Below are 13527 nucleotides of genomic sequence, written 5' to 3' on the forward strand. Positions count from 1 at the left end.
GCCGCAGGCCTGCCATGCCGAAGAGCGGGGTTGAAGCTTATGTCCTGGATTGAACGCATGGGACCGTTCTCCGATGATCTTCACGGCTTTTTTTCTCCAGAGCAGTGTATGTCTGTTTGCGGTGAATGGGTTCCTCGGACTGCTTGTACATACTGCAACGCCATCAATAAGTTTCTACAGGTCATCTCGTATGACCACTCATTGATTCTGATAGACCCATTCCTGGACAGCTTAGCCCGCAGTTTTTCGTCATTCCTTAACTTCATCAGAAGATCCTCCAGAGCCAGGTGATCACCCGCCCGAAAGACAAATCCGGTCTCACCAACCGTGATAAGATCCGCGCTTGAGCCAACCTTGTCACTTGTGATCACTGGAACCCCGCAAGCCATGGCCTCATTCACCGTTACGCCCCACGACTCCCGCGTGGCCGGGTGTACGAAGACATCAGATATCGCAAGGTATCGCGGCAACTGCGAATAGGAGACAAATCCGGCGAGATGGACCTTATCAAGCTGCTCCTGCGCTATCAACTGTTCAATGGAGCCACGAAGCTCACCATCCCCTACAAGGATCAGGTGGGCGTCAGGACATTTCTTGACCAGCCGCGCATACGCGCGAAGTAGCGTCATAGGATCTTCGCGAGGCACAAACTTGAGAATACCCAAAACCACGAAATCCTTTGGGGATATCCCCAGATTAGCCCGAGACTTATCCCTCTCGGCAAAAATCTTGCTGGAAATGCTTTTCAGGTAATCATTATCAACATTGTATGGAAACAAAAACAACGCCTCGTCCTTGAACCTGTAATGTCTGAGGTATTGCCTGGCCAGGGTGCCTGTAGGATGGCCCGTAACATAGAGCTTGAAAAACCACGGAAGCGTCGCCTCTTTCAAGCGCCACTTCCACGAATTCTCCTTTTGATAGAGAAGCACATTATCTGTGCGAATGCCAACCGGGATAGAGCGCAGTTTTCCCGCTAATGCGATAGCAATATACAACCATTCTCGATAACCCGAAACTACAATCAGATCATGGTTGGCTGCAAGCATTATCCGAAGCAACTTGACCTGACTGATCACATCACCGCGCGAGACAATTTTGCGGTATCCGGACAAGGTGTCATTATCCCATTGACGAGTATGACCTAATTCAGGATCATGAAAGATATCGGGAGTTGTTGACTTATTAAAGTAGACAGTTAAATCCAGATCGGGCAGTGCGGCGATACGGCGAAACAGCGGCCCATCAAATTGGGTTGCGCGAGGCTGAATAATGCCGAGCGAGAATTTGCGCATCATGACTAACACTCCTTGAGACGGTTGATTATTTGAATTGCTTATTGTTGCCGAAACCGTTCATTCCAAAAGTAGTTCACACTTCGATATTGATATCCTCGAAAACCGTGCATCTTCAACTGGTCAATGCATGACTTTCGTATGTATTCGCCGTGAAATTCTGCGATGATCAGTCTGGTTCGTGGCAGCCATTCCGAACCGTTTAACAACACTTCCAACTCTGCACCCTCAATATCTATTTTTAGGATGTCCAGAGCGACGGCTCCAGAGCTTTGTAATAGATTACTGATCGTTGTGCACTCAATCTCTACCCCCTGTGTATCAGCATTTATCACTGATGCCCCGGAAAACGAACCCGATAAATACAGTGTCATCTCTTTATTCCAGAGGCCCTTTTGGAGCAACTTGACACGATCGGAATATGGCTGCAGATTTTGTTTCGCAATCGCGAAATTTGCCGGATTAGGTTCAAGGGCTTTGACAGTGCAGTTTTTAAATCGATTCAAGAAATAAATAGACACATCTCCGATGTAGCCACCTGCATCAATGATAAGTTCTGGTTCAATAAACCTGTCGATTCGGCCATACTGATGTCTTATCAGATTATCAACTAGCTCGCCCACGTCCGTTGTTCCTGGCCGAAAGTAAATTGGGTAGGGATAGTTCTTAAAATTCACATGGCGCTGAGTCTCTCCAGGCAGAGGTTGACGGTACAATGTTCGATACACGCCAAACCCCTCTGACTTGATAACACAATACCGGTTTAGTAACCGGGAAGCAGACTGGTAAATAGGTCCTCTGACATTGATTACGCGCCGTATAGCCGTGCGCACCTTATCTCTGTTTTGCACCTCGCTACGCAGTTCGGCGCGTGGATGTTTAACATTATCGCTGCTAGTAGCCATGTTCTTTACACTCCTTTCCTTTCACATAGATCACCGTGTTTTATCTCTAGAAAGAGCTCAGAGATTGCTATACCGCCCATACACGAGGTGCATCGGCCGCTGACCAGGCGCGGCTGCGCTCATACTCCACCACCGAGACCAGAATCTCATCGAGCGAACGGGTGGCCCGCCAGCCGAGCAGGGCCTGGACGCGGCGGGTGTCGGGCACGCGGCGCTGCATATCCTCGAAGCCGGGGCCGTAGGCCTCGCTGTAGGGCACGCTGACGATCGGCGAGGCGCTGCCGGTCAGGCGCCGCACGCGCTCGGCAAGCTCCCGGATGCTCACCTCTTCGGGATTGCCGATATTGTAGAGGCGCCCCGGCGCCTCGGGGTGCAACGCCAGCCCGATGATCGCCTCCACTGCGTCACGCACGTCGCAGAAGCAGCGGCGCTGCGTGCCGTCGCCGAACACGGTGATCGGCTCGCCCCGCAGCGCCTGGCGCACGAACCGCGGGACGACCATGCCGTACTGCCCGGTCTGCCGCGGGCCCACGGTGTTGAACAGCCGGAAGGGCACCACCTCCAGGCCGAATTCGCGCTGGTAGGCCAGGGCCAGAAACTCATCCACCATCTTGCTCGCCGCGTAGGCCCAGCGGCTGCGCCCCGTCGGCCCCAGCAGCACGTCGTCGTCTTCGCTGAAGGGGATCTTGAGGCCCTTGCCGTAGACCTCCGAGGTGCTGGCGATCAGCGTCCGGCAGCGGTAGCGCAGCGCGGCCTTGAGCACTACCTCGGTGCCCATGATGTTTGTTTCGATCGTATGTACAGGGTGATCGACGATCAGTTGCACCCCTACGGCCGCCGCCAGGTGCACCACGACCTGAGCCTGCGAGGCCAGCCGGTCCAGTACGGTCTCGTCGGTGATGCTGGCCCGGGCGAAATGAAACAGCGGGTTGTTCAGCAGGTGGGCGATGTTATCAATGCTTCCGGTCGAAAGGTTGTCAATAACCAGCACCCTGTAACCCCGGCCGATCAGCGCGTCCGCCAGGTGCGAGCCGATGAAGCCGGCGCCGCCCGTAATAAGGAAAGTCGGCCCGATCGGGTGATTAATAGCTTCCACGTTTTTCTCCTTGCCTGGCCGGGTCGTCGGGCATGTTTCGCCGCGCGGTCGTTTGGGGGAGGCGCGAAGGTCTACGCCACCTCGCGCTTCGCCAGGACGGGGCCGAGCGCGCGCCGCGTATCCACCACCAGACGCGCCGTTTCTCGCACCACGGCCCAGTCGTAGGACGAGTGGTCGGTGGCCACGACCACGCAGTCGGCGTACTGCAGCGCGGTCTCCAGGTCCTTCACCGCGCTCAGCGACACGCCGTCGTAGCTGAAGCTCGGCACATAGGGGTCGTGGTAGCTCACCTGCGCGCCCTTTTCGGCCAGGAGGTGGATGATGTCCAGCGCCGGGGACTCGCGGATGTCGCTGACGTCTTTCTTGTAGGCCACCCCCAGCACCAGCACCCGGCTGCCCTTCACCGCCTTCCCGGCGTCGTTCAGGGCGTCCTGCACCTTCTGCACCCAGTAGCGCGGCATGGCGGTGTTGATCTCGCTGGCCAGTTCGATGAAGCGCGCGGTGTAGTTGAGGGTGCGCAGCTTCCATGAGAGGTAAAGCGGGTCGATCGGGATGCAGTGCCCGCCCAGTCCCGGCCCCGGCGTGAACTTCATGAAGCCGAAGGGCTTGGTCGCCGCGGCCTCGATGACTTCCCAGGCGTCCAGGCCTAGCTTGTCGCACATCAGCAGCACTTCGTTGACCAGGCCGATGTTGACCGCGCGGAAGGTGTTTTCCAGTAGCTTGACCATCTCGGCCGCCTCGGGCGACGAAACCGGGACGATGGCGGCGATCGCCGCGCCGTAGAGCGCCTGCCCGACTTCCAGGCAGGCCGGGGTTACGCCGCCCATCACCTTGGGGGTGTTGGCCGTGGTCCAGTCCTTGCGCCCCGGGTCAACCCGCTCGGGCGAGAAGCAGAGGAAGAAGCTCTCGCCGACCTTGAGCCCCGGATCGTTCTGGCTGAGGCGCGGCAGCAGCACCTCGGTGGTGGTGCCCGGGTAGGTGGTGCTTTCGAGCACGATGAGTATGCCGGGGCGCAGGCGGGTGGCGATCGACTCGGCGGCATCGGCGATGTAGGAGATGTCGGGGTCGCCGGTCTTGTTCAGGGGCGTGGGCACGCAGATGCTCACCGCGTCGCACTCGCGCAGCGCGGCGAAGTCGGTAGTGGCGACCAGCAGCCCTTCGGAAGCCAGCGGGCGCAGCCGCTCGCTGGGAATGTCCTCGATATACGAATGGCCGGCGTTGAGCGCCTCAACCTTGCGCCGGTCAACGTCAACGCCTACCACCCGGAAGCCGGCCTCGGCGAAAACCACGGCCAGCGGCAGGCCGACGTAGCCCATGCCAATCACGGCGATCCGCGCCTCCCGATCGGCGATCTTTGTGAGCAACTGTTGGCGATAATCAATCATTAGTCTTGCTCTCTTTCTCTGATTCGGAGTTGAAGATCTCGGAGGGGCTACGCCCCTCCGAACCTCCCCGTACAGGAGCGGTTGGAGGAGGTATGGGGAACCCGGGGTCGTTCAAATCCCTGCCAGGAGGGGACGGGGAACCTGGCGGCCCCTATGCCTGCCCCTGCTGGAAGGGACGGTGCACCGCTTGCTCAGGCCCCGAAGGTGACCTGCACGGTCATTCCCCAGCGCAGGCGATCGTCCCAGGTGTCAGGAGCGATCACTGCGGTGTAGTGGGTCTGGCCCTGCTCGCTGCGGCTGAGGAACTGGATGCGCTCGACACGGCCCGTCAACGCGAGGTCGGGGAGGGCAAAGGAGGTGATCGAAACCTGGTCACCCTCACGCACGCGCACAATTTCGAGGTCGGTAAGAGCGCGGACCTCCACGCGCCAGGCGGAAAGGTCGGCCAGCACAATCACGGGGTCACGGCCGCCGGGCGTTTCACCGGGCACCACCTTTACCGCCACGACCGTGCCGGCGATGGGCGCGCTAAGGGTGGCCTGGGCCAGGCGCAATTCGGCCTGTTGCAGCCGAACCTGGCTCTCCACCACCGCCGCCCGGGCCAGGGCCAGAGTGCTGGGCGCGGTCAGCAAATCCTGCAGACGGGCCTGGGCCTGCGCCACCCCGGCGCCCGCCGCGGCGAGCGCACCCGCTCGCTCGCCGCCAGTCAGGCGCGCCAGGCGCGCTTCAGCCTCGACGAGGGCCGCGCGGGCGCTGGCCAGTTCGGCCGACTGGGGTCCTGCCAGGAGCAGGTCGAGGTTGGCCTGAGCCGCGGCCACGGACGCCTCGGCGGCGGCCAGGCCGGCGATTTCGTCCTGGCGCCGGGCTTCATACTCGACTTTGGCCCGCTCAAGGGCCGACTCGGCATTGGCCATGACCAGCTCGGCCCGCGCCAGGGCCTCGGCGGCTGCCTGACCCTGCGCATCGTCGCCGCTGTTGCGTTGGCGCTCGGCATACGCCGCGCTGTAGGTTACCTGAGCATTTCGCAGGTCGTTGGCGCGCTCTTCCATCAGGCGACGCGCTTCCTCCTTGCGCGCCGAGAGCGTGGCCCGTTGCTGCTCCAGGTTCGCTCGCGCCCGCTCAACCTCGGCCCGCGCCTTGCGTACCTCGGCGTCACGGGGGCCGGCCTCCAACTGTCGCAGCCGCGCCCTGGCCTGCTCGACGGCGGCGCGGGCGGCCTCGATGTCGGCGGGGGTCACCTGACCGGCGATCTGGGCCTGACGGGCGCGCGCCTCGGCCACCTGGGCCTCGGCCTCGGCGATCTGGGCCGGGCTGGAGCCGGCGGCCAGACGGTCGTACTCGGCCTGGACACGGCTCAGGGCGGCTCGCGCCTCTGCCACCTCCAGATCGAGGTCGCGGGAGTCCAGGCGCAGCAGGGGGTCGCCAACATTCACCGTGTCGCCCTCGCGCACCAGCACCTCCACGACCGGAATGCCCGCGAGGGGCGCACTCAACTGCACACTCTGCACCGGGGCCACCAGCCCCTCAACCACCAGTTGGTTTGGCGCGGCGGCCTGCGCGACTGAGGGGGGGCGCGAAGAAACGGGCACGGCGGTCGCCGTGGGCGCCGGCCCCACGGTGACGGGCGGCGTCCCGATCGCGGCCTGGCCGCCAAGGAGATAGGCCGCCAGGGCGATCAGGGCGACGGCGACAATCACCAGAACGGGTCGAACAAGGCGGCGCATCTGGCGCTCCACATCAACTCACACGCATCAGACACGACGAACTGGGGATCGCTCGATCAACGTTCGAGCTTCGGCACGATGCAGACCTCGCCCGGATGCGCCAGGCTCAATCCACAATCCAAAATCTGCAATCGACAATCGCACTAACGCCAGCGTTCGGGCGCCCCTGGCGGGCCGAGCCTCGCTGGTGGCCCGGCCTCTCCCAGAACAGGGAGCGGCTTCGCCCCATCAAGCGGCGAATATGGCAGCGCCGGACCGTATCCGGGCGCCGCGGGGGCCCGCAGCAACGTCTGCTGGGGCTCGGGGGCGCCAAGCATCCCCACCGCCGGGCGCTCGGCCTGGTTGAGGACGACGCCAAGGAGGTCAACCTTCGTGCGGGCCAGGGCCTGGCGCGCCCGCAGCAGCTTGTCGGCCTGGGTGCGGCCGGCCTCAACCACGAGCAGCGAACCGTCACACGAGCGGGCCAGCAGGGCCGTCTCAATCACCTCGAGTACGGGCGGGCTGTCGAACACCAGGACGTCGGCGTGCGGTTGGAGGGCCCTGGTCAGCGTCAGCAACCGGCCGGGGGTCAACAGTCGCGCGGCGCTGAGCAGCCCGAGCTGGGGCTTCGGCCCGCTCAGCAGCAGCCGCAGGTTCTCCACGCCACTCTCCACCGTCTGCAAGTAGGGATCGCCGACGCCGTCGGGGCGCATCACCGTGGTCAACCCACGGTCATTCTGCTGCTCGAACAACTGGTGGATCATAGGACGGCGCAGATTGGCATCAACCAGGATCACCCGCAGCCCGGTCTGCGCCAGGGCAATCGCCAGGTTCGCCGCCGTCAGGCTCTTACCCTCACCCGCGTCAGGGCTGGTGACGATCAGGGTGCGGATCGGGCGCGCGGCGGGGTCGCTCTCCAGGACCAGGCGCAGCATACGGTAGACTTCGGCGCTGTGCGAGGCGGGCCGGGTGCGGGTCACCAGGCGCTGGTGCGGTTTGCGACCCTCCAGGAAGCCCATCGCGATGATGGTCGGCAGCCCCGTGAGCTGGGCGATGTCAATTTCGGAGCGCACCCGCGTATCGAAGAACTCAATCGCAAAAACAAGCGCGCCAGCGAGCAGCAGAGCGACCAGGGTCACGATAGCGATCATGCGCAGCGGCCCTGAGCTGATCGCTCTAATCGGCGGGGAGGCCGGCTCGACGACGTTCAGCCCGCCGCGTCCGGTCGCGTAGGGGTTAGCCAGCAGCGTTCCGGCCTGCCGATTGAAAGCCGCCACTGTCGCGTTGGCGATTGCCGCGGCCCGCTGGGGGTCGCTGTCGCGCGCGCTTAAAACGATGATCTGCGTGTCGCGCACGTCTTTGATCGCCATCCGCTCGGCCAGTTCCTCGGGAATGGTTTCCAGCCCAAGCTCGGCGATCACCTGCTCGAGCACGGGGCGCTTGAGCAGCAACTCGCGGTAGGTCTTTACCAGTGAGCTGCGACTATCGGGGATGAGACGCTCGGCGACCTCGGGGCTTGGCGCTCCCGCTGCGACGAGCAGCGTCGTCCGCGCCTCGTACACGCGCGGCTGGCGCTGGGCGATTACATAGCCGGTGGCGGCGCCGAGCGCGCCCATAATCACGACGAGCCACCACCAGCGCTTTGCGATCTGAATGTACTGGGCCATGCTACTCCCGTTAGCTTACCGGGCACGCTCCGCCGTTGCGACATTCGTCGCCTCGCCTCGCCCGTCACTAGGCACGCTCCGCCACTGCGACATTCGTCGCCTCAAGCGGCGCCCTCGATAAGCGAACGATCCCATCGGAAGACCCTGAGAGGGCCGTGCCCTTCAGGAACGCTTCCGCCGAATGGTCAGTGAGAAGAGCAGGGAAATCAGGTTTTCCTGCGCCCTGGCTTGCGAGAAAGTTTTCGAACAGTTTTGTTTTTACAGAACCTGATCAGAAGACCTGGTCATTATTTCAGGCTTCAACTCTGTAAACAGGACTGCCTGGTTTTTAACACACTGAGTGTAGTGAAGCATTTATGTCCTCTCACAGTAGCGCGCCACTCCTCACCCTCCCCCCCTGCCCCCTCCCTCTCCACCTCAGGCGGAGAGGGAGGGGGCGCCGAGCGCAGCGGGAAACTTCACTAATGCCAATTTCTGTTGAATAGAGTGCGGCGCATCATCCTCGGATCTCATTCAGACGCCATATCCGGCAATCGCAAATTCAAAATCCACAATCCGAAATCGCGACGGTATATCCGGCAATCGCAAATCCAAAATCCACAATCCGAAATCGCGCTACAGCCCCCTCACACCTCGCGCCTGCGGATCTGCGCCGCGCTGAGCTCCGCAGGGACGGCGCGGTTGCTAAGGAGGGCGAGCAGGACACGCACACGGTCGCCGCCGTTAAGGCGGGCGTCGAAAATCGCCTCTACACCCTTGAGGGGACCAGAGGTGATCACCACCGGGTCACCGGGGTTCAGGCCCAGGAAAGTCTCGCCCCCGACGGCCACAAGCGCCTTGACACGCTCCTTGATCGCGGCGATGATTGCATCGTCCACGGCCGCAGGCTCGCCATCGAAGGCCACCAGGCCAAGGGCATAGGGCATATACTCGAAGGTCGAGACGCCCATCTCTGCCAGGTTGGTGCGCACGAACATGTAGCCGGGAAAGTAGGCCGCCATCGGCTTCGCTCGCGGGTTGACGCGCTGTACCGGAATGCGCGGGTAGAAGATCGTACAGCCCTGGGACGTGGCGTGATGGTAAAGGGCTTCTTCTTTATGCGACTTGCTGCGCAGGACGTACCACTGTGCTTGCATAGGCCCCCCTGTCTTCTCGTTCCTGGATCCGGCCGCGTGAGTGGCAAGGTCGCTGCACAACCCATTTATATCATCTGGAATCATGGGGCCTTCGCAGAGGATGAAACGTCATTTATTGAACGGCCATGTAAGGATCATTTTTAAATGCGCATTATTAACCAAGAGATCATCAATTACAGATCAAGAAAGGACTTGCCAGCCTCGCTCGGTAGAGAAAAAGGGAAACCAGGTTTCCCCACCGCTCCACATAAACGGTCGAGAAAGAAAAAGCCCCGGAGGGCTTTGCCCTTTATTTCAAAAATGTAATCATGAAACGCGCCCCTGAACTAGCTTCACCCCCATGACCCTCCTCGCCACAACTCTCGCCCGTCTCCGCTCCGCATGGCAGCACGCCGGCCTGCGACGAGCGGGGAGCAGCGCCGGCTGGATGCGCGCCGAACGGCTGGTTCGCCTTGCGGGGGGGACCTTTGTCGGGATCTGGCTGGCGCGCTACTACGGCCCGGCGGACTTCGGGGTCTATAACTTCGCCATCGCCCTGAGCATCATCGTCATCTCGCTGACCACCCCAGGGCGGGATGGCATCCTGGCGCGCGAACCGGTGCGCGACCCGGCGGGCGCGGGACGGCTGCTCGGCAGCACCGCGCTGCTGCGCCTGGCGGGCGGCCTGGGGGCCAGCCTGGCGATCGTCGCCCTGGCCGCCGGTGTGCGGCCCGATGATCCCGCCGTGGTGGCGCTGACGGCGATTATCGGAGTGACCGGGGTGTTGCAGGCTTCTACCATGATTGACCTGTGGTTCCGTGCGCGACTGGCGGCCCGCGACCCAGCCCTGGCCCACGCGCTGGCCTACCTGGCTGCGGTGCTGCGGGCGGGCCTGATCCTGGCCGGCGCGCCGCTGATCGCCTTCGCCCTGCTGATGACCCTGCTGGCCGGGCCGCTGACCGTCTTACTACTCGCCGCCGCCTACGCTGACGCAGCGCCGTCGCTGGTTGCGCTTACCTGGGCCGGCTTGTTCGGGTCGTCGGGAGTGGCGCGCAGCAGCTTCCTCACCGCTGACAACTCCACCGGGCTGCACCTGGCTGCCGTGGCCCTGGGCTGCGTGGCCAACCTGGGGCTGAACTGGTGGCTCATCCCGCCCCTGGGCGGGCCAGGCGCGGCCATTGCCTCGCTGATCTCCTGCTGGCTGGCCGTCCACGGCTCGTGCTTTCGGTTCCCGGCCCTGCGCCCCACCAGGGTGACTATGGCCCGCGCGCTGCTTTGGCGAGATTTTTGTGATGGGTACGTTATACTATTTCGGCTTGTAGATTCTGGATTCCTGTAGAGAGACCGGGCGGTACTACGCATGTACTTTGTTCAACAGAAATTGGGATTACGCGACAGCCTGGCGCGCCTGCGTTTCGCCTTCCGGCTGCTGGCCCTTCCGGGGCAGCGGCGATACCTGGGCCGCTGGCTCATCTCGTTACGCCCCGGCTACTTGCTGCGCGCCGGGCTGCCCTGGCTGAACTTCGACGCGCTCGACGCCCTCGCGCGACTGGAGCTTCGAGGGCGGCAAGTATTCGAGTATGGCAGCGGCGGCTCGACGCTCTACTGGCTGCGACGGGGGGCCACGGTGGTATCCATCGAGCACGACCCGGCCTGGTATGAGCAGGTGCGCGCGGCGATCCCGCCTGACGCGCCGCTCGACTACCGGCTGGTTCCGCCTGAACCGGCCCCCGCCGACTCCGCCGATTGCGCCGACCCGGCAGCGTACCGCTCATGCGATCCCGCCTTCGCCGGGTGGAGCTTCGCCCGCTACGCGGCTCAGATTGACGCGTTTCCCGAGGGCAGCTTTGACCTGGTGCTGGTTGACGGACGCGCGCGCCCGTCGTGTCTTGCCCATGCCGCGCCGCGCGTGCGCCCGGGCGGTACGTTGATCCTCGATAACAGCGATCGCGCTTACTATACGACGCGCCTCGGCTCGCTGTTCAACGGCTGGAGCGCCACCGTTTATGCCGGGGCCACGCCCGGCGCGTCCATCTTTAGCGCAGCAACGTTCTACGTCCGGGGCGACGCTGTGACCAACCTCCCACCTGAAGCTGCAGCAGGGAGGGTCACAGAGAGGGCAAGCTCTCCCCATCCCGGTTGAAAGTAAGGGTGAACACGCGCCCGTTGTGCAACGTGTCGTTATTGGGCCCAGGGTTCGGATTCTTCCAGATGTGGCCCGGCGCCGGATCATCGCGCCCTCCTCTGCGAACCCCGCCCTCGTGTCGGGGTAACACGCCATATCGCCTGATAGGAGGAACATCTGATCCTCCAGGTGAGCGAAGGGGCAAGTTATTCCTGAAATGTGCAGGCGCAACGGCGCCGGCATTGCGAAACCACCGGTGCTCGGACTATACTGCAGAAAAAAAGCAGTCACATAGGGAAGGTCAGGGGCCATGGCAGTTGATGCGCGTCAGGCCAGACTTCGGATGCGCTGGGAAGAGGGCGATGAATTTGTGCTGAGCCTCGATCCCCTCCAGGGACATTGGACCGAAGAACAGTACCTGTTGCTGAGCAACCAGACCAATCGTCTGCTGGAGTACGCCGACGGCTACATCGATATCCTGCCAATGCCGACCGATAAGCATCAGGCCATTATTGAATGGCTGTTTCTCGCCCTCAAAACCTTCATTGAGCAACTCGGCGGCAAGGTTCGGTTTGCGCCTTTGCGGATGCGCGTGCGCGAAGGGATGTATTACGAGCCTGATATTCTGCTGGTTCGCGATGCGCGCGACCCGCGGCGCCAGCATCGCTTCTGGCTTGGCGCTGATCTGGTCGTCGAAATCGTTAGCGAGGACGACCCGGAGCGTGACACCAGGGTCAAGCGAGCGGACTATGCCTGCGCTGGCATCCCTGAGTACTGGATTGTCAACCCGCTTGACCAGACCATCACGGTACTCGTACTCGAGGGTGAGGCATACACGGAGCATGGCATTTTTCGTCGCGGAGACCGGGCCGCATCCAGGCTGCTCGAAGGTTTTGCGGTGAGCGTGGACGAGGTGTTTGACGCGGAATAGGCATCCCGCGAGGCCTTATACGAGGCACGGGGAAACCAGGTTTTCCGCGCCTCTCCCATCGAAGAACTTGCCGAACGCATAACGCAGCTCCCGCCATGCCCCCCGCTACAGCGCTCGATGTTCCCGTGGTCCTGATCCTCTTCCGCCGGCCGGCTCTGACGGCGCGCGTCTTCGCTGCTATTGCCCGCGCCCGCCCTCGGCGTCTCTTCCTGATCGCCGATGGCCCGCGCCCTGACCGCCCCGGAGAGGCCGCCGCCTGCGCCGCCGCCCGCGCCGTCGTAGAACACATTGACTGGCCCTGCGAAGTGACCCGCGATTACGCAGCGCAGAACCTGGGCCTGCCCGCGCGTTTCGAGACGGCCCTCGACGCCGTCTTCGCCAGCGTGGATCGGGCTGTCATTCTGGAGGACGATTGCGTGCCCGGCGACAGTTTCTTTCGCTTCTGCGCCGAATTGCTAGAACACTACGCCGGCGAACCGCGGGTGATGGCCATCTCCGGCAACCGCTTCACCCCTATGAGCATTGACGCCAGCTACGCCTTCTCCCGCTTCCCCCATTGCTCTGGCTGGGCCACCTGGCGGCGCGCCTGGCGTCTCTACGATGGGGCCATGGCCGACTGGCCGCACCTGCGCGAGACCGGCTGGCTCCTGGACCTCTTCCGCAACCGGCGCGCTGCGCGCCGCTGGCGGGGCATCTTTGACGCCGTCTATGCCCGACAGGTCGATTCGTGGGCCTACCGCTGGACGTACAGTTGCTGGCGCCACCGTGGCCTGACAGCGCTCCCGGCAGTCAATCTGGTCGAGAATATCGGCTTTGGCCCGGACTCGACCCACACCTCCAATCCCGATAGCCCCACCGCCAATCTGCCGGCCGGCGAACTGGCGTTCCCCCTGCGCCACCCGCCTGCGCTGGCGCCCGATGAACGCTCGGATGCCCGCACCCAGCGCCTGTTGTTCGACCCGGACCTGCGGGCCAAACTCGCCTGGCGCCTGCGACGTCTGCGGCGCCTGGCCCGCGAGCGGCTGGGTTGGAAAAGGGTATGATCCTCACCCTCCCCCTGCCCCCCCTCTCCACCTGCGGTGGAGAGGGAGGGGGCGAACAGGAGGGGGGCCAGAAGGCGGGCGGAAATGCAAGGCAACCTGCTTTACAGACCACTCAGTAGTGTGTGAACTAAGTTTTTCGCTAAACCCACCCCCTCCCCAACCCTCCCCCGCTGGGGGAGGGCGTCCGGCTCCTCCACCTGCGGGGGGAGACCGGGAGGCGGGCGGAAATGCAAGGCGCCTTACTTTACAGACCACTCAGCGT

At 62.9% G+C, this 13527-nt stretch carries 11 protein-coding genes; 4 read left to right on the top strand and 7 right to left on the bottom strand.

Features of this window, described 5'->3' with window-relative positions; all coding sequences use genetic code 11:
* Nucleotides 1-80: 80 nt before the first annotated feature.
* The 7 genes from NZU74_14440 to NZU74_14470 all read right to left on the bottom strand — a co-directional run bounded on the left by NZU74_14440 (nucleotide 81) and on the right by NZU74_14470 (nucleotide 9187).
* Nucleotides 81-1298, bottom strand: coding sequence for a glycosyltransferase (locus NZU74_14440; GenBank protein MCS6882530.1), 1218 nt, complete (start codon nucleotides 1296-1298; stop codon nucleotides 81-83).
* Nucleotides 1299-1336: 38 nt separating this feature from the next.
* The gene (locus tag NZU74_14445) at nucleotides 1337-2200 is read right to left on the bottom strand and encodes an FkbM family methyltransferase (protein ID MCS6882531.1); all 864 of its coding nucleotides are present in this window, start codon (nucleotides 2198-2200) and stop codon (nucleotides 1337-1339) included.
* Nucleotides 2201-2267: 67 nt separating this feature from the next.
* On the bottom strand, nucleotides 2268-3296 hold the full coding sequence (locus tag NZU74_14450; GenBank protein ID MCS6882532.1) for a GDP-mannose 4,6-dehydratase: 1029 nt from the start codon (nucleotides 3294-3296) through the stop codon (nucleotides 2268-2270).
* A gap of 71 nt (nucleotides 3297-3367) precedes the next feature.
* Nucleotides 3368-4681, bottom strand: coding sequence for a nucleotide sugar dehydrogenase (locus NZU74_14455; protein ID MCS6882533.1), 1314 nt, complete (start codon nucleotides 4679-4681; stop codon nucleotides 3368-3370).
* A gap of 191 nt (nucleotides 4682-4872) precedes the next feature.
* Nucleotides 4873-6405 (bottom strand): biotin/lipoyl-binding protein, encoded by a 1533-nt coding sequence (locus NZU74_14460; GenBank protein ID MCS6882534.1) that lies wholly within the window; start codon nucleotides 6403-6405, stop codon nucleotides 4873-4875.
* Between the two features lie 143 nt (nucleotides 6406-6548).
* Nucleotides 6549-8051, bottom strand: a complete 1503-nt coding sequence (locus NZU74_14465) for a polysaccharide biosynthesis tyrosine autokinase (protein ID MCS6882535.1) — start codon at nucleotides 8049-8051, stop codon at nucleotides 6549-6551.
* A gap of 626 nt (nucleotides 8052-8677) precedes the next feature.
* Complete coding sequence (locus NZU74_14470) at nucleotides 8678-9187, bottom strand: hypothetical protein (GenBank protein MCS6882536.1); 510 nt, start codon at nucleotides 9185-9187, stop codon at nucleotides 8678-8680.
* Between the two features lie 340 nt (nucleotides 9188-9527).
* Here NZU74_14470 and NZU74_14475 point away from each other — a divergent pair, with 340 nt between their 5' ends.
* The 4 genes from NZU74_14475 (at nucleotide 9528) to NZU74_14490 (ending at nucleotide 13265) form a co-directional block, all read left to right on the top strand.
* The gene (locus NZU74_14475) at nucleotides 9528-10505 is read left to right on the top strand and encodes a polysaccharide biosynthesis C-terminal domain-containing protein (GenBank protein MCS6882537.1); all 978 of its coding nucleotides are present in this window, start codon (nucleotides 9528-9530) and stop codon (nucleotides 10503-10505) included.
* 21 nt (nucleotides 10506-10526) lie between these two features.
* On the top strand, nucleotides 10527-11309 hold the full coding sequence (locus NZU74_14480) for a hypothetical protein (GenBank protein ID MCS6882538.1): 783 nt from the start codon (nucleotides 10527-10529) through the stop codon (nucleotides 11307-11309).
* 292 nt (nucleotides 11310-11601) lie between these two features.
* Nucleotides 11602-12222, top strand: a complete 621-nt coding sequence (locus NZU74_14485) for a Uma2 family endonuclease (protein ID MCS6882539.1) — start codon at nucleotides 11602-11604, stop codon at nucleotides 12220-12222.
* Nucleotides 12223-12317: 95 nt separating this feature from the next.
* Entirely contained in the window at nucleotides 12318-13265 is a 948-nt protein-coding gene (locus NZU74_14490) for a hypothetical protein (GenBank protein ID MCS6882540.1), read from the top strand.
* Nucleotides 13266-13527: the final 262 nt, after the last annotated feature.

Source organism: Chloroflexaceae bacterium, assembly GCA_025057155.1.
In the GTDB taxonomy this organism is placed as follows: Bacteria; Chloroflexota; Chloroflexia; order Chloroflexales; family Chloroflexaceae; genus JACAEO01.